This is a genomic window from Pseudomonas sp. FW305-96, from assembly GCF_058783825.1.
Genome location: NZ_JBYSYW010000015.1, coordinates 19,720 through 45,807 on the forward strand (window position 1 = coordinate 19,720; position 26,088 = coordinate 45,807).

23 protein-coding genes and 1 pseudogene are annotated in these 26,088 nt (G+C 64.7%); 13 read left to right on the forward strand and 11 right to left on the reverse strand.

Features of this window, described 5'->3' with window-relative positions; genetic code table 11:
* Positions 1–40: 40 nt before the first annotated feature.
* From AC3WL2_RS13435 to AC3WL2_RS13445, 3 genes are read left to right on the forward strand one after another with little or no spacing between them, the layout of a single operon-like run.
* The gene (locus AC3WL2_RS13435; RefSeq protein WP_102683121.1) at positions 41–862 is read left to right on the forward strand and encodes a substrate-binding periplasmic protein; all 822 of its coding nucleotides are present in this window, start codon (positions 41–43) and stop codon (positions 860–862) included.
* Between the two features lie 9 nt (positions 863–871).
* Positions 872–1,225 carry a DUF4398 domain-containing protein gene (locus AC3WL2_RS13440; RefSeq protein WP_102683122.1) on the forward strand — a complete coding sequence of 118 codons (354 nt, stop codon included), beginning with the start codon at positions 872–874 and terminating at the stop codon, positions 1,223–1,225.
* Positions 1,222–2,031 (forward strand): OmpA family protein, encoded by an 810-nt coding sequence (locus AC3WL2_RS13445; RefSeq protein ID WP_102683123.1) that lies wholly within the window; start codon positions 1,222–1,224, stop codon positions 2,029–2,031. The genes AC3WL2_RS13440 and AC3WL2_RS13445 overlap by 4 nt, the downstream gene beginning before the upstream one ends.
* Positions 2,032–2,470: 439 nt before the next feature.
* Here the strand turns inward: AC3WL2_RS13445 and dacB are convergent, their stop codons facing one another.
* On the reverse strand, positions 2,471–3,934 hold the full coding sequence (gene dacB, locus AC3WL2_RS13450; RefSeq protein ID WP_046856428.1) for a D-alanyl-D-alanine carboxypeptidase/D-alanyl-D-alanine endopeptidase: 1,464 nt from the start codon (positions 3,932–3,934) through the stop codon (positions 2,471–2,473).
* A 185-nt stretch (positions 3,935–4,119) separates the two neighbouring features.
* On the opposite strand from dacB, the gene AC3WL2_RS13455 reads away from it, so the two are divergent.
* Entirely contained in the window at positions 4,120–4,464 is a 345-nt protein-coding gene (locus AC3WL2_RS13455; protein WP_046856427.1) for a YggL family protein, read from the forward strand.
* A gap of 30 nt (positions 4,465–4,494) precedes the next feature.
* On the opposite strand, the gene AC3WL2_RS13460 is transcribed toward AC3WL2_RS13455, so the two are convergent.
* The 6 genes from AC3WL2_RS13460 to AC3WL2_RS13485 form a co-directional block, all read right to left on the reverse strand.
* Positions 4,495–8,127, reverse strand: a complete 3,633-nt coding sequence (locus AC3WL2_RS13460) for a transporter substrate-binding domain-containing protein (RefSeq protein WP_102683125.1) — start codon at positions 8,125–8,127, stop codon at positions 4,495–4,497.
* A gap of 1 nt (position 8,128) precedes the next feature.
* Positions 8,129–8,749, reverse strand: coding sequence for a response regulator transcription factor (locus AC3WL2_RS13465; RefSeq protein ID WP_102683126.1), 621 nt, complete (start codon positions 8,747–8,749; stop codon positions 8,129–8,131).
* Between the two features lie 278 nt (positions 8,750–9,027).
* The gene (locus tag AC3WL2_RS13470; RefSeq protein WP_102683164.1) at positions 9,028–10,359 is read right to left on the reverse strand and encodes a deoxyguanosinetriphosphate triphosphohydrolase; all 1,332 of its coding nucleotides are present in this window, start codon (positions 10,357–10,359) and stop codon (positions 9,028–9,030) included.
* Between the two features lie 78 nt (positions 10,360–10,437).
* The gene (locus AC3WL2_RS13475) at positions 10,438–10,764 is read right to left on the reverse strand and encodes a hypothetical protein (RefSeq protein ID WP_102683127.1); all 327 of its coding nucleotides are present in this window, start codon (positions 10,762–10,764) and stop codon (positions 10,438–10,440) included.
* Positions 10,761–11,135: a phage holin family protein gene (locus AC3WL2_RS13480; RefSeq protein WP_102683128.1), complete on the reverse strand. Its 375-nt coding sequence runs from the start codon at positions 11,133–11,135 to the stop codon at positions 10,761–10,763. The genes AC3WL2_RS13475 and AC3WL2_RS13480 overlap by 4 nt, the downstream gene beginning before the upstream one ends.
* Before the next feature lie 9 nt (positions 11,136–11,144).
* Positions 11,145–11,456, reverse strand: coding sequence for an ElaB/YgaM/YqjD family protein (locus tag AC3WL2_RS13485; RefSeq protein ID WP_023631678.1), 312 nt, complete (start codon positions 11,454–11,456; stop codon positions 11,145–11,147).
* Between the two features lie 302 nt (positions 11,457–11,758).
* On the opposite strand from AC3WL2_RS13485, the gene AC3WL2_RS13490 reads away from it, so the two are divergent.
* The 4 genes from AC3WL2_RS13490 (at position 11,759) to AC3WL2_RS13505 (ending at position 14,588) form a co-directional block, all read left to right on the forward strand.
* Positions 11,759–12,967 (forward strand): ammonium transporter, encoded by a 1,209-nt coding sequence (locus AC3WL2_RS13490; protein WP_102683129.1) that lies wholly within the window; start codon positions 11,759–11,761, stop codon positions 12,965–12,967.
* Between the two features lie 73 nt (positions 12,968–13,040).
* The gene (locus tag AC3WL2_RS13495; protein ID WP_102683130.1) at positions 13,041–13,277 is read left to right on the forward strand and encodes a glutaredoxin family protein; all 237 of its coding nucleotides are present in this window, start codon (positions 13,041–13,043) and stop codon (positions 13,275–13,277) included.
* A gap of 67 nt (positions 13,278–13,344) precedes the next feature.
* Positions 13,345–13,653, forward strand: coding sequence for a hypothetical protein (locus tag AC3WL2_RS13500; protein WP_046856421.1), 309 nt, complete (start codon positions 13,345–13,347; stop codon positions 13,651–13,653).
* Between the two features lie 50 nt (positions 13,654–13,703).
* Positions 13,704–14,588 (forward strand): pseudouridine synthase, encoded by an 885-nt coding sequence (locus tag AC3WL2_RS13505; protein WP_102683165.1) that lies wholly within the window; start codon positions 13,704–13,706, stop codon positions 14,586–14,588.
* A gap of 113 nt (positions 14,589–14,701) precedes the next feature.
* Here the strand turns inward: AC3WL2_RS13505 and AC3WL2_RS13510 are convergent, their stop codons facing one another.
* The 3 genes from AC3WL2_RS13510 to acnA all read right to left on the reverse strand — a co-directional run bounded on the left by AC3WL2_RS13510 (position 14,702) and on the right by acnA (position 20,115).
* Positions 14,702–16,267, reverse strand: coding sequence for a methyl-accepting chemotaxis protein (locus AC3WL2_RS13510; protein WP_102683131.1), 1,566 nt, complete (start codon positions 16,265–16,267; stop codon positions 14,702–14,704).
* A 200-nt stretch (positions 16,268–16,467) separates the two neighbouring features.
* Complete coding sequence (locus tag AC3WL2_RS13515) at positions 16,468–17,244, reverse strand: CPBP family intramembrane glutamic endopeptidase (RefSeq protein WP_102683132.1); 777 nt, start codon at positions 17,242–17,244, stop codon at positions 16,468–16,470.
* Positions 17,245–17,373: 129 nt separating this feature from the next.
* On the reverse strand, positions 17,374–20,115 hold the full coding sequence (acnA, locus tag AC3WL2_RS13520; protein WP_102683133.1) for an aconitate hydratase AcnA: 2,742 nt from the start codon (positions 20,113–20,115) through the stop codon (positions 17,374–17,376).
* Positions 20,116–20,334: 219 nt separating this feature from the next.
* On the opposite strand from acnA, the gene rlmM reads away from it, so the two are divergent.
* The 3 genes from rlmM to pdxB all read left to right on the forward strand — a co-directional run bounded on the left by rlmM (position 20,335) and on the right by pdxB (position 22,939).
* Entirely contained in the window at positions 20,335–21,399 is a 1,065-nt protein-coding gene (rlmM, locus tag AC3WL2_RS13525; protein ID WP_102683134.1) for a 23S rRNA (cytidine(2498)-2'-O)-methyltransferase RlmM, read from the forward strand.
* Between the two features lie 107 nt (positions 21,400–21,506).
* The gene (tusA, locus tag AC3WL2_RS13530) at positions 21,507–21,749 is read left to right on the forward strand and encodes a sulfurtransferase TusA (protein WP_102683135.1); all 243 of its coding nucleotides are present in this window, start codon (positions 21,507–21,509) and stop codon (positions 21,747–21,749) included.
* 47 nt (positions 21,750–21,796) lie between these two features.
* A complete protein-coding gene (gene pdxB, locus AC3WL2_RS13535) occupies positions 21,797–22,939 on the forward strand; it encodes a 4-phosphoerythronate dehydrogenase PdxB (RefSeq protein WP_102683136.1) in 1,143 nt (380 codons plus the stop codon).
* Between the two features lie 53 nt (positions 22,940–22,992).
* On the opposite strand, the gene AC3WL2_RS13540 is transcribed toward pdxB, so the two are convergent.
* Complete coding sequence (locus AC3WL2_RS13540; protein ID WP_173862435.1) at positions 22,993–23,163, reverse strand: PA1571 family protein; 171 nt, start codon at positions 23,161–23,163, stop codon at positions 22,993–22,995.
* Between the two features lie 246 nt (positions 23,164–23,409).
* Here AC3WL2_RS13540 and AC3WL2_RS13545 point away from each other — a divergent pair, with 246 nt between their 5' ends.
* Both AC3WL2_RS13545 and AC3WL2_RS13550 read left to right on the forward strand, forming a co-directional pair.
* Positions 23,410–25,173, forward strand: a complete 1,764-nt coding sequence (locus AC3WL2_RS13545; protein ID WP_102683137.1) for an ABC transporter transmembrane domain-containing protein — start codon at positions 23,410–23,412, stop codon at positions 25,171–25,173.
* Positions 25,174–25,942: 769 nt separating this feature from the next.
* Positions 25,943–26,053 (forward strand): annotated as a pseudogene (locus AC3WL2_RS13550) (hypothetical protein); the annotation flags it as partial.
* Positions 26,054–26,088: the final 35 nt, after the last annotated feature.

A 26,088-nucleotide genomic window follows, 5' to 3' on the forward strand; every position in this document is an offset into this window, starting at 1 on the left:
GGGTTTTTTCATGATTTTTTTCAAGGGCGGGAGAGGGTGCATGGCGTTTCGCTGGAGCAAGGGGGGGCTGGCCTGCGTGCTGGCGCTGCTGTCGACTCAGGCCTTGGCGGTGGGGAAGTGCGAGCGTCTGGTAGCCACCGGCAGCCCGGATGCGCCACCGTATTCCTGGCAGGATCCGCAAGACCCCAAGCACCTGATTGGCGCCAATGTCGACCTGCTTCGCCAAGTCGCCGCCGAGCTGGGGGTGAAGGTCGAGGTGTTGCACGCCGGCAAACGCGAACAAGCGCTGGAGGAAGTGCGCAGCGGGCGCATGGACCTGTTGCTCGACACGCCGATGCAGGTGACCCAGCTGACCAGCCTGGACTACATCCACCCGCCTTTGCAGCTCAATGAATACCTGGTCTGGACCCGTCATGACGCCGCCCTGGCGTTCGACGGCCCGGCCGACCTTGCCCGCTACCAGGGCGCCTTGTCGGAGAAGGCCCGTCTGACACCGGCCTTCGAGGCGTTCGCCAAGGCCCAGCTCAAGCTGGAACCGGCGCAGAATCTGACGCAGGCCTTCCAGAAGCTGGTGCTTGGCCAGGTGGACTATGTGCTGGCCGGGCGCTACTCGGGCATGGCCATGGCCCAGAGCCTTGGGGTGGCTAACGACCTCATCGCCCGCGGCTTGCCGGTGGACCGGCCGGGGTTGTATCTGGCGGTGTCGCACAACTCGGCCTGCAACGACAGCTGGTTGCGCGGACAACTGGCGAAAAAGCTGACAGAATTGCCGATCTCCGGGGCGAGCGAGGCTGTGCTGCAGCGCAATGTCGAGCGTTGGAAGGCGCAGATGCAGGCGTCGCAGGGTGCCCCCAAACAGTAGGAAGCGTGTGTGAGAATCCAACCCTTGATGCTCGCCCTGGCCGTGCTTGGCCTGGCCGGCTGTGCCAATGACCCGGCACCCAATGAACAGCTGCGCTTGTCTGAGCAGGCGCTCGAGCAGGCCAAGGCGGTCGGTGCCACCGAGCAGGTGCCGGAGTTCAAGTTGGCCGAAGACAAACTGGCCCGCGCCAAGAGCAACATGCTCGGTGAAAGCTATCGCGATGCACGCATGCGCGCCGAGCAGGCCGAACTCGATGCCCGCCTGGCCGAGGCGCGGGTGCTGAACCAGAAGAGCGAGGAGCAGTTGCAGGTGTTGCAATCGCGTATCAAGCGTCTGCGCAAACAGCTGGAGGTGCAGCCATGAGCCGCTTCACGCCCGTGGCCGCGTTGGCCTTGCTGGCCCTGGTGGGGTTGCAGGGCTGCGCCAGCCAGCGCAGCGAGTCGGCGCTGGACGACGCCAGCGCCGCGTTCCAGAAGGTCAAGGACAATTCCGACGTGCTGCGCAGCGCGCCCCGTGACGTGATCCGTGCCGGCGAATCGCTGGGGCGCGCGGAGCGCCTGGCCGGTTATGTCGGCACCGGCAGCGATGTCCGCCATTACGCCTACCTCAGCCAACGCTACAGCGAGATCGCCAGCGAGCATGCCAAGCTGGCATTGAACCAGGAACGCATGGCCAAGCTCGACCTGGAGCGCCAGCGCCTGCAACTGGCGTTGCGCGAGGCCAAGCTGGCGAGCGTGCAGCAGCAGGGCAAGTTCGTCGAGGCGCAAATTGTAGCGCTGGCGTCCGAGCAGACTGACCGTGGCCTGGTGATGACCCTGGGTGACGTGCTGTTCGATACCGGCCAAGCCGACCTCAAGAACTCGGCCAGCCGCACCGTGCTCAAGCTGGTGCAGTTCCTTCAGCTCAATCCGCGTCGAGTGGTGCGGATCGAGGGTTATACCGACAGCACCGGCGCGGCGGAAGAGAACCTGAAGCTGTCCCGTGATCGTGCCCAGTCGGTCGCCGACATGCTGGTTGACCTGGGCGTGGATGAAAAGCGCATCCAGGTCGAGGGCTATGGTGACCAGTACCCGGTGGAAGCCAATGCCTCGGAGCGGGGCAGGGCGCAGAATCGTCGGGTAGAGATCGTCTTCTCCGACGACAAGGGCAAGCTCGCCCCCGCACGCTGAGCCCCGCTTCTTCGATCATGAGCACGTCGCATCGGCGCACCGATGCGACAGCCAATCAATGATCAGCTGCCAAACAAGCATTTGTGCTTTTTCGTCTTGCTCTTGCTCTGCTTCTAAGCGCGCAATAGTCCAGGCGCCGCCAATTGCGACTTCAGGAGGCCGAACGCAGGGTTTGCGCAGGGAGGTGACGGGCATGGATGCCCGTCAAGCGCCGATCAGGCCATGGATGGCCCGTCGGCGCGTCCTCCCGGAGCAAGCCCGGAGTGAGGGGACCCCGAAGCGAAGCGTAGGGGCCGGATGAATGGAGCCAGCGGTTTTTGCCTTCTTTTGCCCGCGCAAAAGAAGGTCGCCGTAAAGGCGAAAAGGTGACTATGCGTCGCCCTCGCCAATGAATGTGCTTACATGAATCAAAACCCGCACTTTGAGGACCCAAGCCCGGTCAGGGCATCACCCCAACAGTCCCATTCCCCACCTTCGGCTGCCGATAAAGATCCAGCAACACCTGATCCAGCACCTGCGAAGCCCCCCAAGGCTTGGGATCATTGAGAATGGCCGCCACCGCCCAGGTGTGCCCGTTGCTGTCCCGGCTGAACCCGGCAATCGCCCGCACGGTATTCAGGGTGCCAGTCTTGATGTGCCCTTCGCCTGTCATGGCGGTGCGCTTGAGCCGCTTGCGCATGGTGCCGTCCATGCCCACCAGCGGCATCGAACTGATGAACTCGGCCGCGTACGGGCTCTTCCAGGCCGCCTGCAGCAGCGCCGCCATCTCGCGGGTGCTGACCCGCTCTGCACGGGACAGGCCCGAGCCGTTCTCCATTACCAGGTGTGGTGCGGTGATGCCTTTCTTGGCCATCCACTGGCGGACCACCCGTTGGGCAGCACGGGCATCGTCGCCGTCGGCGTCGGTACGGAACTGCGCGCCAAGGCTGAGGAACAGCTGCTGAGCCATGGTGTTGTTGCTGTACTTGTTGATGTCGCGGATCACTTCCACCAGGTCTGGCGAGAAGGCCCGTGCCAGCAGGCGTGCGCTCTTGGGCACGTTCTCGATGCGGTCGCGGCCCTGGATGCTGCCGCCCAGCTCGTTCCAGATGGCCCGTACGGCACCGGCGGCATAGGTCGGATGATCCAGCAGCGCCAGGTAGGTCTGCGAGTTGCAGCCATCGGCGAGCTGGCCACTGACCGTGACGCTGACGCCATCAGGCTGCACTACCGGGTTGTAGCGCACTTCGCCAGTGCACTGTTTGCCGGCCACGGCCTTGACCTGGTTGTCGATGCGGATGCTGGCGATCGGTGGTTCGACCGACACGTTGACCTTGCCACCGTCGTTACGGGCGACGAAGCGCAAGGCCTTGAGGTTGACCAGCAGCGAGTCCGGCTTGACCAGGAACGGCTTGTTGTCGTCACCGCCGTCGTCGTTGAACTGTGGCAGGTTGGGTTGCACGAAGTGGCTGCGATCCAGGATCAGGTCGCCGGTCACGGTACGCACACCGTTGGCGCGCAGGTCGCGCATCAGCAACCATAGTTTTTCCATGTTCAGCTTGGGGTCGCCACCGCCCTTGAGGTAAAGGTTGCCATTGAGCACGCCGTTGCTCAGGGTGCCGTCGGTGTAGAACTCGGTTTTCCACTGGAAGGTGGGGCCCAGCAGCTCAAGCGCGGCATAGGTGGTGACCAGCTTCATGGTCGAGGCCGGATTGACCGACACGTCGGCGTTGAACACGGTCGCCGCGCCCGGTCCGTCCAGTGGCAGCATGACCAGCGACAGGGCCGAGTCCTGCAGCTTGTTGGTCTTGAGCGCCTGTTGCACTTTCGGTGGCAGATTGGTGTTGACGGTGGCGGCCTGGACGGACAGCGACAAGGGCAGGAACAGGCCGGCGAACAGCAGTGGGCGGAGCGTCTTGATCATAAATGGACAAACCCTGCGGGCGAGGGGAAAAGACACTGGGGCTGTATGAAATGATGGCCCCAAGACGAATATAATGCGCATTATGCCCCAAGCGTGCTCTGCATGGGCCTCGTTCGACGGAAAAGCGCCGTTGTGCGCTGGAAACTGGTAAAGTGCCGCGCGTAATTAATTGAGAGGATTGTTTCATGGCTACCAACCGTTCCCGTCGCCTGCGCAAGAAACTGTGCGTGGATGAATTCCAGGAGCTGGGTTTCGAACTGAACCTGGGCTTCAAGGAAGACCTGTCCGATGAAGCCATCGATGCCTTCCTCGATGCTTTCCTGGCTGATGCCATGGATGCCAACGGCCTGGACTATGTCGGCGGCGATGACTTCGGTCTGGTCTGCTCCGTCAAGCGTGGCTCGGTCAGCGAAGAGCAGCGCGCCGCTGTGGAAGCCTGGCTCAAGGGCCGTAGCGAACTGACCAGCATTGAAGTCAGCCCGCTGCTGGATGCCTGGTACCCGGAAAAGCCGATCAACCCGGCTTCCTGATCGATGTCGGCGGTACGCCCTGTACCGCCCTCATCCCGCCTCGGCCAGGTGCCCCAGCTGCCTGGCCAGGGCTTTCTCGACGCGGCGCATATGCCGTGCCAACGCCTGACGGCGCCTTAGCAGTTCGGCCTGGGGTACGTCCGTTCCCTCCAGTGCCTGGCAAGCCTCGATCAACGCCCGCGCATTCAGCATCCGTCCCGCGCTGAGGATCTTGTGTGCCTGCAGCGCCAGCTCGTCACCTTCGTGCCGCGGATCAATGGCCATCAGAATCTTCAGGTCCTGGCGCAGGCTCAGGAGCAGGGTTTCGAGGATGCGGTCGCGGTCGGCGAGGTTGTCGCCAACGATCGTGGACAGGCCTTTGAGATCGAAGCGTGGTGCCGGGCCAGGGTGGCTGTCACACCGCCGGGCAATGGGTGTGATGGCGCTCAGGCGTTGCCCCAGCACCTGCAAGCCGATGGGTTTGAGCAGGCAGTCATCCATGCCGGCGTCCAGGCACTGCTGGCGAACTTCGGGTTGGGCGTTGGCGGTATAGCCGAGAATGGTGCAGCGCGGTCGGCCGTGCAGGCGTTCCTCCGTGCGCACGGTCCGAGCCAGTTCGTAGCCATTCATCTGTGGCATGTTGCAGTCCACGATCAGTACATCGAAACAGCCCTCACGCCATTTACGCAGTCCTTCGCCGCCCTCCTCGGCGCTTTGCTGGTTCAACCCCATGTAATTCAGCTGCTGGGCCATCAACAGCAGGTTGGCCGGGTGGTCGTCGATCACCAGAATGCGCAGTTGCTTGTTCGGCGGCAGGAATTGCGCCATTGGCCGCGGCGGGGCCGCGACCGGCTCGACGCACTGCAGCGGCATCACCAGGCGCACGCGGGTGCCGACACCTTGCAGGCTCTGCAGGGTCAGTTCGCCGCCCATCATCGCGCACAGGTCGCGGCTGATCACCAGCCCAAGGCCGGTGCCGGCCCGTGCGCCGTCGCTGTAGGGGTTGGCCTGTACGAAGGGGGAGAACAGGCGCTGCAGGTCGTGCTCGTGAATTCCGATACCGCTGTCGCGAACCTCCAGGTCAAGTGCCGGCAACGCCGGTTCGCCGTCGTTGCGCAGCTTGACGGTGATGCGCACCTGCCCCTGTTCGGTGAACTTGATCGCATTGCTGACCAGATTCGACAGGACCTGCTTGAAGCGCAGCGGGTCGAGCAGCGCATGGCAGCGGGCCTCGCGGGCAATCACCACATCCAGTACCAAACCCTTGTGGCGGGCGAGGCCGTCGAAAATCCGCCCGACCGACTCGACCAGCGCCGCGAGGTCGACGGGTTCGGGGGCCAGGGACATTTGCCCGGATTCGATCCGGGCGATATCCAGGATGTCGCCGATCAAGCCCAGCAGATCGTTGGCCGAATGGTGGGCGACTTCCAGCGCGGGGCGGTCCAGTTTGCCCTGCTCGGCGTGCTTCAAGGCCAGCTCCAGCATGCCGATGAGGGCGTTCATCGGCGTACGGATCTCATGGCTGATGGTGGCCAGGAACGTGCTCTTGGCCCGGTTGGCGTCATCGGCCTGCTGCTTGGCCAGGCGCAGGTCCTGGACCAGGTTGCGGCGTTCGCTGATGTCGATCCAGCCGCCGATGATTCCTTGCATTTCGCCTACCGAATCGCGGTAGGGCAGGATCCAGTGATAGATCGTCAGGTCGCGGTCTTTCAGGTGCAAGGGTCGATCGAGAATCAAGGGTGTTCCCTGCGCCATCACCCGCTGGTAGTCGTCCTGCACCTGTTGGGTATAGTCACAGTCGCTGTAGGGGGCGTCTTCCAGGCGTTTGCCCAGCACCTGTTCGCGGCTGGCACCGACGGCTTGCAGATAGCTGTCGTTGCAGCTTTGCAGGCGTCCCTCGCGATCGCGCACATACATGGGGTGGGGCGTGCCGTTGAGCAGGGCGCCCATGAATTCCAGCTGGTCGTTCAGCGCCCGTTCGGCCCGCTGACGTTGCTTGATCTGACGGCGCAGCCGGGCATTCCATACCAGTGCGAGCACCAGCAGGATCGCGATCACCCCGACCACCTGCAGGATCACCCGGCGGTAGTTGCGCCAGTAGGCGTCGTCACGCAGCCCATGGTCGCGCCAGCGGCTGTTGATCACCCCCAGTTCTTCTGGCGAGATGCTCAGCAACGCCTTGTCGAGGATCGAACCCAGCTCACTGGCGTCGGGGGCGGTGGCCATGGAAAAGGCCGCGGGTTCCGTGCCGACCGTGCTGCGGATGACCAGGTCGTTGCTGGTGGCGAGCATGTGGTTGGCGTCGATCAGGGTAGCGATCGCCGCATCCACCGCGCCGCTGCCGAGCAGCACCATGGAGTAATAGGTGCTTTCGGTGGCAACCTGGTGGATCCGCGGGTGGCGAGCTGCAAGCAGGGCGGCCACGGTGCTGTCGCGGGGAACGGCGACCCGCTTGCCCTTGAGTTGCTTGAGGCTGTTGGGTTGGCCGGTGCCGGTATGGGTGACCAGCACATAGGCGCTCTCCAGATAGGGGCGGCTGACCTGCAGCGGGTTGCCCCGGCGTGCCTCGGTGGACAGGCTGGCGATGATATCGGCACGACCGGACTCGAGCTGATCGATCATGTCGCCGTCGCCACTGGCGCGGCGGATCTCGAAGCGCAGGCCGGTGCGCAGGCGAATGAGCTCAAGCAGGTCGGCGACTATCCCCCGCAGGCGATCATTGCTGTCGAAGAACGTCAGTGGCGCCGCCGTATCGTTGACCACCACGCGCATGATCGGGTGTTGGCTCAGCCACTGCTCCTCGCGTGTCGACAACTGCAGCTTGCGATCGGTCAGCAGGCTGCCGCTGCTGGCGCTCCAGCGTTTGAAGATATCGTTGCGGGTGGCGCTGGACTGCGCGTCAAGCGCGGCATCCACCAGGGACTGGAGGATAGGCTCGCCCTCACGCATGGCAAAGCTGAAGCCTACGGCCTCGTGCTTGCCGAAGTTGGCCATGCGCACATGCGGCAAGTGACCCTGGCTGATCAGGTAGTGAGTGGAGATGGTGTCGCCGATGAACACGTCGGCCTGTTCGAAGGCTACCGCATTCAGGGCCTGGGTGGATGACTCGAAGGTCAGCAGCTCGGCCTTGGGGTAGTTGGCGTGGATTTCCCCGGGCGGCAGGTAGTGATACAGCATGCTCAGGCGCATGCCCGCCAGGCCGGTGTCCAGCGCGCGACTTTCGTCCTCGCGGGTCACCAGCACGGGTTGGTCAATGGCATAGGGGCGTGACAGCGCCAGGCCCTGGGTGACGGCTTCATAGCCGTTGGCGCTGCCCAGCAGGTCGATATGGCCGCTCTTGAGCGCCGCGACCGCCGCCGGGCGGCTGGGAAAGCGCTGCACGCGGACAGGCAGGCCCAGGGCGCTGCCGATCAAACCGGCGTAGTCGGCGGTCAACCCTTGGTATTCGCGCCCACCCGTGGCGATATCGAAGGGGGGATAGTCGGGCGCCGAGGTGCCCAGCACCAGCTCCTTGCGCTCTGCGAGCCAGTCGCGCTGGGCCGCTGTCAGGGGCGGCCGGACCGACGTCGGTGCCGAGCGGCTGAGCAAGGTGTAGGTGCGCCCCAGGTCGACGGTCACGCTGCCACCTTGCAGCGGCGTGCCCAGGCAGAGCAGCAATACAGCGATGTACCTCCACGTCATCATTTCAGACCAGTGCGTTGCGCTTGGCGACGTCGATCAACTCTACCAATGTGCTGGCGCGCAATTTGTGCATGAGGCGCTTCTTGTAGGTGCTGACGGTCTTGTTGCTGAGGAACATGCCCTTGGCAATTTCCTTGTTGCTGCGGCCCTGGGCAAAAAGTTGCAGGACCATCAATTCCCGGTCGTTGACCTGGCGGAACAGTTCCAGCTCCTGGTTGCTGCCTGTCGGCGGTGGATTGAGTGCCTGGCTAGGAAAGTAGTTATAGCCGGAAAGCACGGCCTTGATGGCGCTGAGCAGCTCGCTGAGGTCTTCCTGCTTGCACACGTACCCGGCCGCGCCGGAGTGCATGCAGCGTACGGCGAACAGTGCCGGCGATTGCGCGGTCAGCACCAGGACTTTCAGCTGGATGGCCATGGCCTGCAGGCGTGAAAGCATTTCCAGGCCATCGAGCTTGGGGATGCTGATGTCCAGTATGACCAGGTCCGGCGGGGTCTCGCGGATAAGCTGCATGGCGTCAACGCCATTGTCCGATTCACCGACCACCCGATATCCCTGGTTCTCCAGCAACATCCGTATCGCCAAGCGTATAACGGGATGGTCATCAACAATAAAGACTGAGTGCATATTCAACATTCCAGGCTGCAGGTGAAGGCAGCCGGCACATTAGCTCAGATGCATGGCGGCGGGCAGGGAAGTAGGTGCCAAATGCGGGATATAGGAATTAACTTACAGCGCTCGCGAAACTTTGCTACGAGAGATGTAGATGTTGGCAGGTTTTTATCAGGAGTTGATAACTTTTGCGGGGATGGGAAGCTGGCAAGTTTATTTGTAAAAAAATATCATAGGAAATTTCATACAAATTAAACATGGGTGGCAAACATTCGTCTGCCACCCCGTTTTTTCTATTTCGGGCTGGAGCGCCCGGTCATTTCCAGGGCCATTTCACTGGCGTAGCTGTCGGTCATGCCGGCGATGAAGTCGATCATGCGCAGGAATGCGCCATGCAGCGAACCATGCGGGTCGGGGGCGTTGTTGCCGATCAGGTCCAGCACACGCCGGCTCTTGAACGATGGCGTGCGCCCACCGTGCTGCTCCAGGGCCGCGCCACAGAAGGTGTTGAGCAGGATCTCCAGGGTCGTGTAGGCGCCGATCTCGTGCAGGGTCTTGCGCTTGTCCTGGAAGATCTTCTTGCGCGCCATGTCCTTGGCCTGGAGCACGCAGCGTTGCGCCGGGCCGTGCATGTGCTCCACCAGGTCACCGGCCAGGCGGCCGGCAAGCAGGGCCTGCTGTTGTTCGACGAAGGCCTGGGCGGCGGCATTGGTCAGGTGCTCGATGGCCTTGCCGCGCAGGATCGCCAGCTTGCGCCGGCGTGACTCGCCCGCGCCCAGCAGGCGGTAGGTTTCCGGCAGGTCGTCACCCACCAGGTCCAGCAGCAGCGCCTCGACTTCGGCATACTGCAGCAGGTCCATCTCCAGGCCGTCCTCGAGGTCGATCAAGGCATAGCAGATGTCGTCCGCGGCCTCCATCAGGTACACCAGGGGATGGCGCGCCCAGCGCTGGTGTTCGAGCTGGGGCAGGCCGAGCTTGCCGGCGATCTGCTCGAGCAGCCCCAGTTCGCTCTGGTAGCAGCCGAACTTGTGCTTCTTGTAGCCCAGGGCATCGGCGTGGCGCGCGGCCCAGGGGTACTTGAGGTAGGCACCGAGGGTTGCGTAGGTCAGGCGCATGCCACCATCGAACTGGTGGTATTCGAGCTGCGTGAGGACACGAAACCCTTGGGCGTTACCTTCGAAATTGAGGAAGTCGCCGCGCTGCTCGTCGCTCATGTCGTCCAGCCAGCCACGCCCGGCAGCCTGTTGGAACCAGTGACGAATGGCGTCCTCGCCCGAGTGGCCGAACGGCGGGTTGCCGATGTCGTGGGCCAGGCAGGCCGACTGCACGATCATTCCCAGGTCGCTGGGTTCGCACCAGTCCGGCAGTTGGCCGCGCAGGGTCTCGCCGACACGCATGCCCAGCGAGCGGCCGACGCAGCTGACTTCCAGGGAGTGGGTGAGGCGGGTGTGGATGTGGTCGTTGCTGGACACTGGATGCACCTGGGTCTTGCGCCCCAGGCGGCGGAAGGCGCCGGAGAAGATGATGCGGTCGTGGTCCTTGTGGAAAGGGCTGCGCCCGAGTTCCTCGGGGCTGTAGAGGGCCTTGCCCAGTCGTTCGCGGGTCAGCAGGGTTTGCCAGTCCAAGGCGTTTTCTCCCATCGTCGAGTCGGGATAGCTTCCTGTGTCCGGCGCGCCCGCGCAAGGGCCGGGCGCGCTCGGGCTTCAGCGGCGGCGGCTGCCGAGGAACAGGCGGATCAAGGGGGCCAGGCTGGCGCCCAGGCGCACCAGGCGCGTCAGGTTGCCGCTGCGCACGCCCTTGCCGGTGAGAAAGCCCAGGGCGACCACGGCGCCTATGCCCCACAGCGAGCCGTGCTTGACCCCCAGGCCTTCACCGAACGAGCCGCCCATGCCGCGCAGGCGGCGGACCGGTTCGAGCAACTGCCCGGATTCGTGGCGGATTTCCTGGCGGTGCATTTCCATGCGCAGGCGCAGCAGCGCCTTGCGCAGCTCCCGTGGGTTACGGGTGTTGGGTAGTTCTGGCAGGCTCATGGCAGCAGGCGCTCCCGATCCTTGGCCAACTCCTCGAGGGTGGCATTGAACGGCGAGGATTCGTCGAACACCGCGGCCTTCAGGCGCAGGCCGCAGTACAGCGCGGCGACCCCGTAGAACACGCACAGGCCGATGATCCCGGCCAGGCGGTAGCTGTCCCACAGCAGCACCAGCACCAGCCCCGACAGGGCGGTCAGCAGCAGCAGGGCGAACACCAGCGCCAGGCCGGCGAACAGCAGCAGGCTCAAGGTGCGGGCCTTCTGCTCCTGCAACTCGATACCGAACAGCTCGATATGGCTGTGCAGCAAGCCCAGCACGGCCGCGCCCAGGCGCCTGCCGGAGGCGCCCGTGCCGATGGCTTCGTTGTCCATGAAGGTTCCTCAGCGCTTGGCCAGCAGGCCGATCAGCAGGCCGACGCCGGCGGCGATGCCGATAGCCTGCCACGGGTTCTCCTGCACGTACTGCTCGGCGCTGCCCAGGGCCGCCTGGCCACGGGCGCGCACCGAGTCCTGGGTCAGTTGCAGGGTTTCACGAGCCTGGACCAGGCGATCGTGGATCTGCTCGCGCAGTTCATCGGCCTGGTCGCCGGCCAGGTTGGCCGTGTCGGCCAGCAGTTTTTCGGTGTCGCGGACCAGGGCCTGGAAGTCAGCCATCAGTATGTCTTGTGCAGTCTTTGCCGATTTGCTGGCCATAGGTGGGCCTCTCCCTGTGGATGTGTGTGGTATTTCGAGTAAGCGGTGGCGCGGAAGGTTCAGCGGGATGTGTTGGTACAGCGCTTGCTAAAAAACGGTGCGTGTCCGCCGAGGCGTGCGCCGACATCAGGCGCCCTTGCTGCAGATACCGCTAAACCTTAACCCAATCCACGACAAACCCAAGAAAAAACCACGCAGGCCCCGCCCGGCTCACCGAAATTGGGCAGCGGCCTGGCACCGATGCGGTGCATGGATGCCGGTTCTTGAACTGTCCTGGTGCCTTTTTGCAGGTCTGCCATTACATGGAAAACACGCACAGCGCGATGGACTCCCTGGTCCACGGCTCCAACACTTTGTTCATCCTCATGGGCGCTATACTGGTCCTGGCCATGCATGCGGGGTTCGCCTTTCTCGAAGTCGGCACAGTGCGGTACAAGAATCAGGTCAACGCCCTGTCGAAGATCCTCAGCGACTTCGCCATCTCGGCGCTGGTGTACTTCTTCGTCGGTTACTGGATCGCCTATGGCGTGAGCTTCTTGCAGCCGGCGGCGGCGCTGGCCAGCGACCATGGCTACGCGCTGGTCAAATGCTTCTTCCTGCTGACCTTCGCCGCGGCGATTCCGGCAATCATTTCCGGCGGCATCGCCGAACGCGCGCGCTTTGCGCCGCAACTGTGCGCGACGGCGTTGATCGTGGCGTTCATCTATCCGTTTTTCGAAGGCATCGTGTGGAACGGCAACTTCGGCTTGCAGGCTTGGTTGCAAACGCGCTTCGGTGCGCCGTTCCACGACTTTGCCGGCTCCGTGGTGGTGCACGCCATGGGGGGCTGGCTGGCGCTGGTGGCGGTGTTGCTGCTGGGGGCGCGCCGCGGCCGTTATCGCGATGGCCGGCTGGTGGCGTTCGCCCCCTCGAGCATTCCGTTCCTGGCGCTGGGGTCGTGGATCCTGATCATCGGCTGGTTCGGCTTCAATGTCATGAGCGCGCAGACCCTGCAAGGGGTGAGCGGGCTGGTGGCGATCAATTCGCTGATGGCCATGGTCGGGGGCACCCTGGCGGCATTGCTGGCCGGGCGCAACGACCCCGGCTTCCTGCACAACGGCCCGCTGGCCGGCCTGGTGGCGGTGTGCGCAGGTTCCGACCTGATGCACCCTGTGGGGGCGCTGGCCACCGGCCTGGTGGCAGGCGGGCTGTTCGTCTGGTGCTTCACTGCCGCGCAGAACCGCTGGAAGATCGACGACGTGCTGGGGGTATGGCCGCTGCACGGCCTGTGCGGCGTTTGGGGTGGCATCGCCTGCGGCGTGTTCGGGCAGGTGGCCCTGGGAGGGCTGGGCGGTGTCAGCCTGGTCAGCCAACTGCTGGGCAGCCTTGCGGGTGTGCTGGTGGCACTGATCGGCGGCTTTGCTGTGTATGGTCTGCTCAAGGCGCTGCATGGTTTGCGCTTGAACCATGAACAGGAGTTCCAGGGCGCGGACCTGGCGGTGCATCGCATCGGCGCCACCAGCCAGGATTGAGGCAGGTCAGGTGCACGCAGGCGCAGGCGGACCTAGAATGAGCATCCCTTCCTGCGATTTTGCGGATAGATGCATGCTGCCTGAAACCCAATTGTTCGGCACCCTCGGGTGCCATCTGTGCGAAGTGGCCGAAGCGTTGCTGATGCCATTCGTCGAGCACGGCTTGCTGGTCGAACTGGTCGATATTGCCGACAGTGAGGCGCTGTTCGAACGTTATGGGCTGATCATTCCGGTATTGCGCCGTTGCGATACCGGTGCCGAGCTGGGTTGGCCGTTCGATGCCGAGCAGATAGTGGCCTTCCTCGGCTGAGTCGCGCATTGACGGCACCCGCTTCGCTTCGTATGCTGTATATAAATACAGTGTCCCGAGGTAAGTCATGCTCAATGTCGAGCAACTCAAGTACAGCATCAATCACATGGCGCCCGAGCGTGTGTGCGAGGCGGTGCTGGAACTGCGCCTCGATGGCATCGTCACCGACGAGCGCACACCGTTCGGCAAGGTCCATTTCAACACCTGCTTTGCCGAGATCGAGGCGCTGTTCCAGCGTGCCGGCTTCCACCGCCCGCTGGATGTCGTGGGCTACCAGGGGCTGAGCTACGCCCTCTACGATCCGGGTCGCTGGGACGCGGTGCAGGTACTGCGTTGGCTGAAGGCGCGCTGCGAGCCGGCCTGCGAGGCTGGTTGAGGGGCGGGGGGTAGGAGATAATGTCCGCCCACGCAGAACCGAGCCCGATGATGACCACGCCTTTCGACCCCGCCCAACAGCAAGCCAGCACTGTATGCCTGCCGCCTGGGCCCTGGGCAAACGTGCTCGACTGCCTGTGCGAGCATTTCAAGGGCATCAGCCGCGAACAATGGCTCGACCGCTTCGCCCGAGGGCGGGTATTGAATGCCGAGGGCCAGCCGATTGCAGCGGACACCCGCTATCGTCGGGGCATGCGCCTGCACTATTTCCGTGAAGTACCCAATGAAAGGGTGATTCCGGTGCAGGAAGAAATCCTGCATGTGGATGAGCACCTGGTGGTAGCGGACAAGCCGCATTTCCTGCCTGTGACGCCCACCGGCGAGTACGTCGAGCAGACGCTGCTGCGCCGGCTGATCCGGCGCCTGGACAACCCGCATCTGGTGCCGCTGCATCGCATTGACCGACACACGGCTGGGCTGGTGCTGTTCTCTGCCAACCCTCAGAGCCGTGGCGCCTATCAGCGCCTTTTTCCCGAGCGGCGTATCGACAAGCACTACCAGGCCATTGCCGCGGCGATGCCGCAGCATGACTACCCGCTGGTGCATCGCAGCCGCCTGGTGCACGGCGAGCCGTTCTTCCGCATGCATGAGGTCGAAGGGGTCAACAACAGTGAGACCCATGCCTGCGTACTGGAGAAGCAGGGCGAACTGTGGCGCTACGGCCTTTCACCGGTCACCGGCAAGACTCACCAGTTGCGCGTGCACATGGCGGCGCTCGGGGCGGGGATCTGCAACGATCCGTTCTATCCGCAGCTGGTAAACGAGCAGGATGATTACGCACGGCCACTCAAGCTGCTGGCCCATAGCCTGCGTTTCGAGGATCCGTTGACGGGTGAGGTACGTTACTTCGAGAGCCGGCTGGCACTCGACTGGTAAAAGCATCGCCGGCAAGTCGGCTACCACAGAGATGGCGCTTGGCCTGAGGGCGGCGCGGTCAGTGTGGGAGCCGGCTTGCCGGCGATGCGCCGCTTAAGCGGCGCCTTTTGTCATCAGCGGTTGAAGCGCTCCACCAGCGAGTACTGGGTCCCCGCAGTGCTGGTCAGCTCTTCGCTGAGCAGCGCCGAGCGCTGGGCCTGGCCGGCGGTCTGGTCGGCGAGGTCGGCGATGGTGCTGATGTTGCGACTGATCTCCTCGGCCACCGCGCTCTGCTCTTCGGTGGCCGCGGCGATCTGCGTCGCCATGTCGGTGATATTGGCCACGGCATCGCTGATGCCCACCAACGCCTGGTCGGCCTGCATGACCCGCTCGACGCCTTCCTGGGCCTGGCGATGGCCGGATTCCATGGTCTGCACCGCGTTGTTGGCGGTCTGTTGCAGCTTGGCGATCAGGGTGTGGATCTGCCCGGTGGACTCAGCGGTTCGCTGGGCCAGCTGGCGGACCTCATCGGCCACCACGGCGAAGCCGCGACCCATCTCCCCGGCGCGGGCCGCTTCGATGGCAGCGTTGAGCGCCAGCAGGTTGGTCTGGTCGGCGATGCCCTTGATCACATCTACCACGCCGCCAATCTCGTCGCTGTCCTTGGCCAGCTGGGTGACGGTCAGCCCGGTTTCGCCCACGGCAGCCGACAGACGTTCGATGGCGTCACGGGTTTCGCCGGCAATATTGCGGCCCTGGCTGGTCAGGCGATTGGCCTCCTGCGTCGCGTCGGCGGTGCGCTGAACATGGTTGGCCACTTCCTGAGTGGTGGCGGCCATCTGGTTGACGGCGGCGGCCACCTGCTCGGTCTCCACGCGCTGGCGCTCCAGGCCCGAGGAACTCTGGTGGGCGAGGGTGTCGGACTGGCGGGCCTGGTCGCTGAGCTGCTCGGCACTGTCCTGCAGGCGGGTCAGGCAGGTCTTCATCCGTGCGTCCTGGCTGAGCATGGCCATTTCCAGGCGTGCCTGAACGCCGCGGCTGTCGGTGTACATCTGCGCGATCAGCGGGTCGGAGGTGGTCTGTTCTGCCAGGCGCAGCAGGCGCTTGAGGCCGCGTTGCTGCCAGCTCAGGCCGAGCAGGCCCAGCGGCACCGACAGGCCGGCGGCCAAGGCGAATCCCCAGGAGTGGCCCAGCCAGTTGCCGATCAGGAAACCGACCTGGCTGATCAGGATGAACGGCAACCAGTCCTGCAGCACCGGCAGCCACTTGTCACGTTTCGGGATGGCCGACTTGCCCTGGTTGATGCGCTGGTACAGCGCCTCGGCGCGGCGGATCTGCTCGGCGGTGGGCTTGACCCGCACCGACTCGTAGCCGACCACCTGGTTGTTGTCGAAGATCGGTGTGACGTAGGCATTGACCCAGTAGTGGTCGCCCGACTTGCAGCGGTTCTTGACGATACCCATCCACGGCAGGCCCTGTTTGAGGGTCTGCCACATATGGGCGAATACGGCTGACGGGACGTCGGGGTGACGCACCAGGTTGTGCGGTGCGCCCATCAGGTCCTCGCGGGAGAATCCGCTGATCTCGATGAAGGCATCGTTGCAGTAAGTGATCACGCCTTTGGCGTTGGTGGTGGAGATCAACCGCTGCTGGGCAGGGAAAGTCCGTTCTCTCTGGGTAATCGGCTGGTTGTTACGCATTGGCTGTTCAATCCGCAAGGCTTTCGACGGGTATCGGCAAGCCTCTGGTTTTATTGAATGAATATTTGACTGCCTTGATCTGGGGCAAGGTGCCATCAGTGTGGTTGAGCTATCGCAGCCGACCTGATCGCAGCCATTGCCTTCAATATTGCAGTTTTCTTTATAAATGATGACGTTTAGGTCTGATCATGACCGATTGTTCAGCTCGGGACCAGCATCGGGTAGCTGAACAGGGCGAAGTGCGCCAGGTTGACGCAGGTGTGGCACAGCACCGCCGCTGCCAGCCCGCCATGGCGATAGGCCAGACCATACCCCACCCCGGCCAGGGTGGCCAGGTAGAACCACTGCCAGCCGCCGGCCAGGTGCGCGAGGCCGAACAACAGGGCGGCCACCAGCAGCGCCAGCCCCTCATGTTTGAACAGACGTTGCAGGCCGCCCTGGATGTAGCCACGGAACAGCAGTTCCTCGGTCAGGCTCACCAGCAGCAGGTTGTTGGCCAGCCACAGCCAGGCCTGGTCCGGCCATTTCGGTGCCCAGGCCACCAGGCCCAGGGCCGAGGCACCACCCAGGCAGGCGAGCAGGGTAAGGGGAAGGATCAGCGCCAGGCTCATGGCCAGGCCGCGACCGCGCAGCATTACCAGCCAAGGGCAGGCCAGCAGCAGCCACAGGCCGATCAGCGGCTTGTCCAGGTTCAGGTACATGGAGAAGGGCACCGCGCCTTCGCTGAGGACGGCCTTGTCGATGACGCGAGCGCCATGGAAACCGGGCAGCCAGTGCAGCGCCAGGGCGATGCCCAGGAGGATGAACAGCAGATGGCCGAGGCTTTGTTGCCAGCGCACCGGACGGCGGACGAGCAGGGCACTGCACAGCAGCGCGAGCAAGGCGGGCAGGGCGGCGAGGCCGAGGCTGCCGTAGGTCAGGGCGATCGCATAGCCGAGGGCAAGCAGGAGCAGGGCGATCCAGTGGAGAAGAGGCATGGTGTTTCCTTAGTGCCGGTGAATCAGAGGAGGGTAGGACTCCTCGTCTGGCCTTCAGGACACCTGAAACCACCCGCGCGGGGCAAGCCCCCACATTGCGTGGGAGCGGGCTTGCCCCGCGAAGGGGCCTTATCCTGCGATCAATTGCCGCAGCACATAATGCAGGATCCCTCCCGACTTGAAGTACTCCACCTCATTGAGGGTGTCGATCCGACACAGCACCTCGATCTGCTCCTGGCGCCCGTCTTCGCGAGTGATGCGCAGCGGCAGGCTCATGCCCGGGCGGATCTGCGCATCAGTCAGCCCCAGCACATCGATGCGCTCGCTGCCGGTCAGCCCCAGGCGCTTGCGGTCGTCTCCCGCCTTGAACTGCAGCGGCAGCACGCCCATGCCCACCAGGTTGGAGCGGTGGATACGTTCGAAACTCTCCGCCAGCACCGCCTTGACCCCCAGCAGGTTGGTGCCCTTGGCCGCCCAGTCGCGGCTGGAGCCGGTGCCGTACTCCTGCCCGGCGATCACCACCAACGGCGTGCCATCTTGCTGGTAACGCATGGCGGCATCGTAGATCGACAGCTTTTCACCGCTGGGCACGTACAGGGTGTTGCCGCCTTCCTCGCCGCCAAGCATCTCGTTGCGGATGCGGATGTTGGCGAAGGTGCCGCGCATCATCACTTCATGGTTGCCGCGACGCGAACCGTAGGAGTTGAAGTCGCGCGGTTCCACGCCCTTGCCGCGCAGGTAGCGGCCGGCAGGGCTGTCGGCCTTGATGTTGCCAGCCGGAGAGATGTGGTCGGTGGTCACCGAGTCGCCGAGCAGGGCGAGGATGCGAGCGTTGCGCACATCACCGATCTCCGGCAGCGGGCCGCCAATGTCATCGAAGAAGGGCGGGTGCTGGATGTAGGTAGAGTCGTCCTGCCAGACATAGGTAGCGGCCTGGGGCACTTCGATCGCCTGCCACTGGGCGTCGCCGGCGAACACCTCGGCGTATTCCTTGTGGAACATGCGGGTGTCGACATTGCTGACGGCTTCGGCGATTTCCTGCTGGCTTGGCCAGATGTCGCGCAGGTAGACAGGCTTGCCGTCCTTGCCGGTGCCGAGCGGCTCCTGGCTGAGGTCGACGCGCACGCTTCCGGCCAGTGCATAGGCCACCACGAGCGGCGGCGAAGCCAGCCAGTTGGTCTTGACCAGCGGGTGTACCCGGCCTTCGAAGTTGCGGTTGCCCGATAGCACCGAGGCGACGGTGAGGTCGGCGCTGCCGATGGCTTGCTCGATGGCCTCGTCCAGGGGGCCCGAGTTGCCGATGCAGGTGGTGCAGCCATAGCCGACCAGGTCGAAACCGAGCTGGTCGAGGTATTGTGTCAGGCCCGCGGCCTTGTAGTAGTCGGTGACCACCTTGGAACCGGGGGCCAGCGAACTCTTCACCCAGGGCTTGCGCTGCAGGCCTTTCTCCACGGCTTTCTTCGCCACCAGCCCGGCGGCCATCATCACGCTGGGGTTGGAGGTGTTGGTGCAGGAGGTGATGGCGGCGATCACCACCGCGCCGTCGCGCAGGGTGTGGGTCTGGTTTTCGTGGGTATAGTCGATCTCGCCAGCCTGGTCGGCATTGCCCACCGCCACGCCACCGCCGCCTTCGCTTTCCAGGCGGCCGACTTCCTTGGCCAGTGGTTTGGGCTGCAACTCGATGAAGTGGTCGAAGGCCTGGCGCACCTGGCCCAGGGCGACGCGGTCCTGCGGGCGCTTGGGCCCGGCCAGGCTGGCTTCCACATCGTTCATGTCCAACGCCAGGGTGTCGCTGAACAGCGGCTCCTGGCCGGGCAGGCGCCACAGGCCCTGGGCCTTGCAGTAGGCCTCGACCAGTTGCACGGTCTCCTCGGGGCGGCCGGACAGGCGCAGGTAGTCGAGGGTCACCTGGTCGACCGGGAAGAAACCACAGGTGGCGCCATACTCGGGGGCCATGTTGGCGATGGTGGCGCGATCGGCCAGCGGCAGGTCGGCCAGACCGTCGCCATAGAACTCGACGAACTTGCCCACCACGCCCTTCTTGCGCAGCATCTGCGTGACTGTCAGGACCAGGTCGGTAGCGGTGATGCCCTCGCGCAGCTTGCCGGTGAGCTTGAAACCGATCACCTCGGGGATCAGCATCGATACCGGCTGGCCGAGCATGGCTGCCTCGGCCTCGATGCCGCCCACGCCCCAGCCGAGCACGCCCAGGCCGTTGATCATGGTGGTGTGCGAGTCGGTGCCGACCAGGGTGTCGGGGAAGGCATAGGTACGGCCGTCCTCTTCGCGGGTCCATACCGTGCGGCCCAGGTACTCGAGGTTGACCTGGTGGCAGATGCCGGTGCCCGGCGGCACCACGCGGAAGTTGTCGAAGGCGCTCTGGCCCCAGCGCAGGAAGGCGTAGCGTTCGCCGTTGCGCTGCATCTCGATGTCGACGTTCTGGGCGAATGCGGCCGGGGTGGCATAACGGTCGACCATCACCGAGTGGTCGATCACCAGGTCCACCGGCGACAACGGGTTGATCCGCTGCGGGTCGCCGCCGGCCTTGGCCATGGCCGCGCGCATGGCGGCAAGGTCGACTACCGCCGGCACGCCGGTGAAGTCCTGCATCAGCACCCGCGCCGGGCGGTACTGGATCTCGCGGTCGGAGCGGCGCTCCTGCAGCCAGGCAGCCAGGGCCTTGAGGTCGTCGCCGGTGACGGTCTTGCCGTCTTCCCAGCGCAGCAGGTTCTCCAGCAGTACCTTGAGCGACATGGGCAGGCGCTGCAGGTCGCCGAGCTGGCGGGCGGCGTCGGGCAAGCTGAAATAGTGGTAGGCGCGGTCGGCCACCTGGAGGGTCTTGAGGGTTTTCAGGCTATCGAGCGAGGGCATTTACAACTCCTTGTGCTCCGGTGCCCGGCGACTGCGGGTCGCTCGCCGGTATCACCGCTCTGGACCGGTCCGCACGGCACGGACCTGGCTGAACAGTCAGGTTAGACCGGTTTGCCGGCCCCGACCCTTTTCTGGACCGATGGGGCGTGTCGCTGGTTCCCGACTTCCTTTATCATTCGCCGCCCTGGCGCCGTCTGCGCCAGTGATGTGGAGTGAGAAATGAATACCCTGTTCATGCATTGCCGGCCCGGCTTCGAGGGCGAGGTCTGCGCCGAAATCAGCGAACACGCCGCCCACCTGGGCGTGCCCGGCTATGCCAAGGGCAAGCCGCAGAGTGCCTGCGCCGAGTTCGTCTGCACCGAGCCCGGTGGCGCCGAACGCATGATGCAGGCGCTGCGCTTCTCGCAGCTGATCTTCCCGCGCCAGTGGGCCCGCGGTATGTACGTCGAGTTGCCAGAGACCGACCGTATCAGCGTGCTGCTCGAGCACCTGGCCGGGCTGCCGGTGTGCGGCAGCCTGTGGCTGGAGGTGCTCGACAGCAACGAGGGCAAGGAGCTGTCGACCTTCTGCCGCAAGTTCGAAGTGCCGCTGCGCAAGGCCCTGGAGAAGGCCGGCCGCCTGGTCGATGACGCCCGCCGTCCGCGCCTGCTGCTGACCTTCATCAGCGGCCGCCGGGTGTTCCTCGGCCTGGCCGAGGCCGACAACTCGGCGCTGTGGCCGATGGGCATCCCACGGCTGAAGTTCCCCCGCGAGGCCCCGAGCCGATCGACCCTCAAGCTCGAGGAAGCCTGGCACCAGTTCATCCCGCGCGAGCAATGGGACGCGCGCCTGAACGACGACATGACGGGTGTCGACCTGGGCGCCTCGCCCGGTGGCTGGACCTACCAGTTGGTCAAGCGTGGCATGCTGGTCACCGCCATCGACAACGGCCCGATGGCCGAGAGCCTTATGGATACCGGCCTGGTCACCCATCTGATGGCCGACGGTTTCACCTGGCAGCCGAAGCAGACGGTGGACTGGATGGTCTGCGACATCGTCGAGAAGCCGGCGCGCACCGCTTCGCTGATCGAGACCTGGCTGGGCGAAGGGCTGTGCCGCGAGGCGGTGGTCAACCTGAAGCTGCCGATGAAACAGCGCCATGCCGAGGTTCGCAAGCTGCTGGAACGCATTGAGGCTGGGTTCAAGGCGCGCAAGGTGAAGGTCTCGATCGCCTGCAAGCAGCTGTATCACGACCGTGAGGAAGTCACCTGCCACCTGCGCCGGCTGGACCTGAAGCCGCGCTGAGCCCATCGCGGGGCAAGCCCGCTCCCACGGTACCCGGCCCTTGTGGGAGTGGGCTTGGCGCCCCTCGGCCGATACGCCACAATGACGAGCATTTTGCGGAGCCTTTCATGACCGATTTCACCCACGACGCGATCCTCGATGCCACCGGCCTGAACTGCCCGGAGCCGGTGATGATGCTGCACAAGCATGTGCGCGAGCTGGTATCCGGCGGTGTGCTCAAGGTCATCGCCACCGACCCGTCGACCCGCCGCGACATCCCCAAGTTCTGCATCTTCCTCGGCCACGAGCTGCTCGGCCAGGAAGAAGAGGCCGGAACCTACCTGTACTGGATCCGCAAGAAGGCCGACTGAGCCCGCCGCGATCGCGCTACACTGCGCTCCCCTGATAGGAGAGCGCCATGCTGATAGTTGCCGACGAGAATATCCCGCTGCTCGATGCCTTCTTTGCCGGTTTCGGTGAAATCCGCCGTTATCCCGGTCGGGCCATCGACGCCGCCTGCGTCAAGGACGCCGACGTGCTGCTGGTACGCTCGGTGACTCGCGTCGATCGGCAACTGCTCGAGGGCAGTCGGGTACGCTTCGTCGGCACCTGCACCATCGGCACCGATCACCTCGACCTCGAACACTTCGCCCAAGCCGGTATCCACTGGAGCAGCGCGCCGGGCTGCAATGCCCGTGGCGTGGTGGACTACGTGCTGGGCAGCCTGCTGACCCTGGCCGAACTCGAGGGTGCCGACCTGGGCAAGCGCGTCTATGGCGTGGTCGGCGCGGGTGAGGTTGGCGGGCGGCTGGTGCGTGTGCTGCGCGGCCTCGGTTGGAAGGTGCTGGTGTGCGACCCGGTGCGCCAGGCCAGCGAGGCCGGCGATTTTGTCGATCTCGACAGCGTCCTTGAGCAATGTGATGTGATCAGCCTGCACACGCCGCTGCAGCGTGGCGGCGAGCACCCGACCTGGCACCTGCTCGACAAGTCGCGCCTGGCCCGCTTGCGCGCAGGCGCCTGGCTGATCAACGCCAGCCGTGGGCCTGTGGTGGACAACGCGGCCCTGCGCGAACTGCTGCTGGATCGCGAGGATCTGCACGCGGTGCTTGATGTGTGGGAGGGAGAGCCGCAGGTGGACCTGCAACTGGCTGACCTGTGCACCCTGGCCACGCCGCACATCGCCGGCTACAGCCTGGACGGCAAGCAGCGGGGCACGGCGCAGATTTACCAGGCCTTCTGCCGCTGGCGCGGGGAGCCCGAGCAGGTGCGCCTTGCCGACCTGCTGCCGGCGCCGGGCCTTGCGCGGATCGAGTTTGACGCGAGCGCGGATTCGGCTTGGGCATTGGCCACCCTGTGCCGGGCGGTCTACGACCCACGTCGTGACGATGCCGATTTCCGTCGCAGCCTGAGCGAAGATCCGCTCGAACAGCGTGCGGCGTTCGACCTGCTGCGCAAACACTACCCGGTAAGGCGTGAGATCGAGGGGCTGGCGGTGGGTGTACGTGGGGAGGCGCCGCAGCTGGCGCAACTGGTCAGTGCGCTGGGGGCGGTGCTGGCCTGAGGCTCGGCCACTAAAAACCCGGCGCAAGCGCCGGGTTGCACGCAATTCAGGGGTCAGGTCTTGCGGGTTTTCTCGGCCCGGCTGGCTTCCAGGTCCTTGCAGGCCTTCTGGATCATCTGCTCGGTGATGGGTACCTCGCGGCCCTGGGCATCGATGATCGAGCCGCAGACCTGATGTTGCGCAGGGGGCTGGGTCTTGGGCGTATCGGTGTGCTGCAAGCTCATGTCCTGTCTCCTCTTTCAGGTTCAAGCTCAAGGTATCGCTTCGCCGTGACTGGTCTGTGACAGCTTTTCGGCTTCATGCTGGATCAGTCCACCAGAAAGCGCGGCAAAGCTCCAGTCACACTTTAGAACGAATGGGCATAGCCACTGTCGCTCCGTCCGGGCATGGGACGACCTCGCATTCCCAGGCGTTGCATAGCGCCGACGAGTGGTAGTCTGCTACCAATCCCCTGTGGAACGACCTTTGCCATGTCCGATCCGATCTCTCCCCGCCAACGCCGCGCCCTGCACCTGGGCTGGCAGTTCGTGCGACCCTATCGCCGCCAGGCGCTGCTGGCCTTGCTGGCGCTGGTGGTCACTGCCGCCATCACCCTGTCCATGGGGCAGGGGATCCGCCTGCTGGTCGATCAGGGTTTCATGACCGGCTCGGCGCACCAGCTCAACCAGACCATTGGCCTATTCCTGCTGCTGGTGCTGGCCCTGGCGGTGGGGACGTTCGCCCGCTTCTACCTGGTGTCGTGGATCGGCGAGCGCTGCGTGGCCGATATCCGCCGGGCGGTGTTCGACCACCTGGTCGGCCTGCACCCGGGTTTTTTCGAGGACAACCGCAGTTCGGAGATCCAGTCGCGGCTGACCACCGACACCACCTTGCTGCAGTCGGTGATCGGCTCGTCGCTGTCGATGTTCCTGCGCAATGCGCTGATGGTGGTCGGCGGGGTGATCCTGCTGTTCGTCACCAACCCCAAGCTGACCAGCATCGTGGTGCTGGCCCTGCCCCTGGTGCTGGCGCCGATCCTGCTGTTTGGCCGGCGCGTGCGCAGCCTGTCGCGGCAGAGCCAGGACCGGGTGGCCGATGTCGGCAGCTATGTCGCCGAGACCCTTGGCCAGATCAAGACGGTGCAGGCATACAACCACCAGGCGCGCGACCAGGCACTGTTCGGCGACACCGTGGAGGCGGCGTTCGATGTGGCGCGCCGTCGCATCGCCCAGCGCGCCTGGCTGATCACCCTGGTGATCGTGCTGGTGCTTGGCGCAGTGGGGGTGATGCTCTGGGTCGGCGGCATGGATGTGATCGCCGGGCGTATCTCCGGCGGCGAGCTCGCCGCGTTCGTGTTCTACAGCCTGATCGTCGGCAGCGCCTTTGGCACCCTGAGCGAGGTGATTGGCGAATTGCAACGGGCCGCCGGTGCCGCCGAGCGCATCGCCGAGCTGCTGGCGGCGCAGACGGCGATCCTGGCGCCGTCACAGCCGGCGGGATTGGCGCACGGGCGCGCCAGTGGCGACATCGAACTGCGCGAGGTGCGCTTCGCCTACCCGTCACGGCCCGCGGTGGCGGCCGTCGACGGCCTGAGCCTGCATGTCCGTCCCGGCGAGACCGTGGCGCTGGTCGGGCCGTCGGGGGCCGGCAAATCGACCTTGTTCGACCTGCTGCTGCGGTTCTACGATCCGCAAGGTGGCGCGATTCTGCTCGATGGCCAGCCGATAACCGGTCTGGCGCCTGCCGACCTGCGCCGCCAGTTTGCCCTGGTGGCCCAGCAACCGGCGTTGTTTCGCGGCACGGTCGAGGCCAACATCCGCTATGGTCGGCCCGAGGCCAGCCTGGCCGAGGTCGAGGCGGCGGCGCGCGGTGCCCATGCCCATGAGTTCGTCATCCAGCTGCCCCAGGGCTATCAGACACTCTTGGGCGAAGGGGGCGTGGGCTTGTCCGGTGGCCAGCGTCAGCGCCTGGCGATTGCCCGGGCGCTGCTGGTGGATGCGCCGATCCTGCTGCTGGACGAAGCCACCAGCGCGCTGGACGCGCAAAGCGAGTATCTGATCCAGCAGGCGTTGCCACAACTGATGGCCGGGCGCACCACGCTGGTCATCGCCCACCGCCTGGCGACGGTGCAGCATGCCGACCGTATCGCGGTGATCGACAAAGGCCGATTGGCGGCAGTTGGCAACCATCGACAATTGATCGAGCAAAGCCCACTCTACGCACGCTTGGCAGCGCTGCAATTCAACTCGGCCTGAGCGTCTTTGTTGTCGCTGTTTTGTAAAAATTCTGTAGCAATTGCCTGAGACTATCTGCCTCGGCTGCTGCGCAGGTGCTTGCCCTGGCTGCCATCGCCCGATGGCAGCGTTGATGGGGCAGTGAACGAGGACAAGGATGCCTCTGTCGGCGGTGCCGGCGTGCGCCGTTTCCCTCTTCCTTGTTCCGAGATCCGCAATCTTGCGTAAATCCCTCAGAGTGCAAATTCTCTCCCTGCTCGGTGGCAGCCTGTTGGCGATCCTGTTGATCGCCCTGGTGTGCTTCCAGTTCCTGTCGTCCAGTGTGCGCGGCTACGCCGAGTTGGTGGACGGACCCTTGCGTGCCTCGCAGCTGATCGACGAAGCCAACCTGCAGTTCAAGATCCAGGTGCAGGAGTGGAAGAACGTGCTGCTGCGTGGTCGCCAACCCGCGGAGCTGGACAAGTACTGGCCGCAGTTCCAGGCCCGCGAGCAGCAGGTGCAGCAATTGCTGGGGCAATTGATCGACAGCAGCGATCCGGCTCTCAAATCGCGTCTGGAGCAGCTCAAGGCCAGCCACCGCCAGCTGGGTTCGGCCTACGAGCAAGGGCGCCAGGCATTCCTGGCTGCCGGTGGCGACCCGGTGGCCGGCGACCTGGCGGTCAAGGGCGTGGACCGCGCCACCAGCGACCAGATGAGTGCACTGGTGGAGCAACTGCGCGCCGATGCCCACGGGCGTGCCGACGCCATCAGCGCCAGCGCCGAGCGCACGGTGTGGTTGGGCGTGCTGGTGATGCTGGCCTCGGCCGTGCTGGTCGGGCTGTTCAGCCTATGGCTGGTCAACCGCAGCCTGGTCGAGCCGATTCGCCAGTTGATCGACTACGTCGCCCAGCTCAGCCAGGGGCGTTTCGCCGCCCGGGTCGACAGCCGCCGCGAGGA

Bases quoted from the DNA above. Each gene is read 5' to 3' on its own strand.
- AC3WL2_RS13435 (WP_102683121.1), top strand. From the start codon at position 41: ATGGCGTTTCGCTGGAGCAAGGGGGGGCTGGCCTGCGTGCTGGCGCTG.
- AC3WL2_RS13445 (WP_102683123.1), top strand. From the start codon at position 1,222: ATGAGCCGCTTCACGCCCGTGGCCGCGTTGGCCTTGCTGGCCCTGGTG.
- AC3WL2_RS13475 (WP_102683127.1), bottom strand. From the start codon at position 10,764: ATGAGCCTGCCAGAACTACCCAACACCCGTAACCCACGGGAGCTGCGC.
- AC3WL2_RS13510 (WP_102683131.1), bottom strand. From the start codon at position 16,267: ATGCGTAACAACCAGCCGATTACCCAGAGAGAACGGACTTTCCCTGCC.
- rlmM (WP_102683134.1), top strand. From the start codon at position 20,335: ATGAATACCCTGTTCATGCATTGCCGGCCCGGCTTCGAGGGCGAGGTC.
- AC3WL2_RS13465 (WP_102683126.1), bottom strand. From the start codon at position 8,749: ATGCACTCAGTCTTTATTGTTGATGACCATCCCGTTATACGCTTGGCG.
- AC3WL2_RS13505 (WP_102683165.1), top strand. From the start codon at position 13,704: ATGACCACGCCTTTCGACCCCGCCCAACAGCAAGCCAGCACTGTATGC.
- AC3WL2_RS13455 (WP_046856427.1), top strand. From the start codon at position 4,120: ATGGCTACCAACCGTTCCCGTCGCCTGCGCAAGAAACTGTGCGTGGAT.
- AC3WL2_RS13545 (WP_102683137.1), top strand. From the start codon at position 23,410: ATGTCCGATCCGATCTCTCCCCGCCAACGCCGCGCCCTGCACCTGGGC.
- AC3WL2_RS13485 (WP_023631678.1), bottom strand. From the start codon at position 11,456: ATGGCCAGCAAATCGGCAAAGACTGCACAAGACATACTGATGGCTGAC.
- tusA (WP_102683135.1), top strand. From the start codon at position 21,507: ATGACCGATTTCACCCACGACGCGATCCTCGATGCCACCGGCCTGAAC.
- AC3WL2_RS13460 (WP_102683125.1), bottom strand. From the start codon at position 8,127: ATGATGACGTGGAGGTACATCGCTGTATTGCTGCTCTGCCTGGGCACG.
- AC3WL2_RS13540 (WP_173862435.1), bottom strand. From the start codon at position 23,163: ATGAGCTTGCAGCACACCGATACGCCCAAGACCCAGCCCCCTGCGCAA.
- dacB (WP_046856428.1), bottom strand. From the start codon at position 3,934: ATGATCAAGACGCTCCGCCCACTGCTGTTCGCCGGCCTGTTCCTGCCC.
- AC3WL2_RS13500 (WP_046856421.1), top strand. From the start codon at position 13,345: ATGCTCAATGTCGAGCAACTCAAGTACAGCATCAATCACATGGCGCCC.
- AC3WL2_RS13515 (WP_102683132.1), bottom strand. From the start codon at position 17,244: ATGCCTCTTCTCCACTGGATCGCCCTGCTCCTGCTTGCCCTCGGCTAT.
- pdxB (WP_102683136.1), top strand. From the start codon at position 21,797: ATGCTGATAGTTGCCGACGAGAATATCCCGCTGCTCGATGCCTTCTTT.
- AC3WL2_RS13490 (WP_102683129.1), top strand. From the start codon at position 11,759: ATGGAAAACACGCACAGCGCGATGGACTCCCTGGTCCACGGCTCCAAC.
- AC3WL2_RS13480 (WP_102683128.1), bottom strand. From the start codon at position 11,135: ATGGACAACGAAGCCATCGGCACGGGCGCCTCCGGCAGGCGCCTGGGC.
- AC3WL2_RS13495 (WP_102683130.1), top strand. From the start codon at position 13,041: ATGCTGCCTGAAACCCAATTGTTCGGCACCCTCGGGTGCCATCTGTGC.
- acnA (WP_102683133.1), bottom strand. From the start codon at position 20,115: ATGCCCTCGCTCGATAGCCTGAAAACCCTCAAGACCCTCCAGGTGGCC.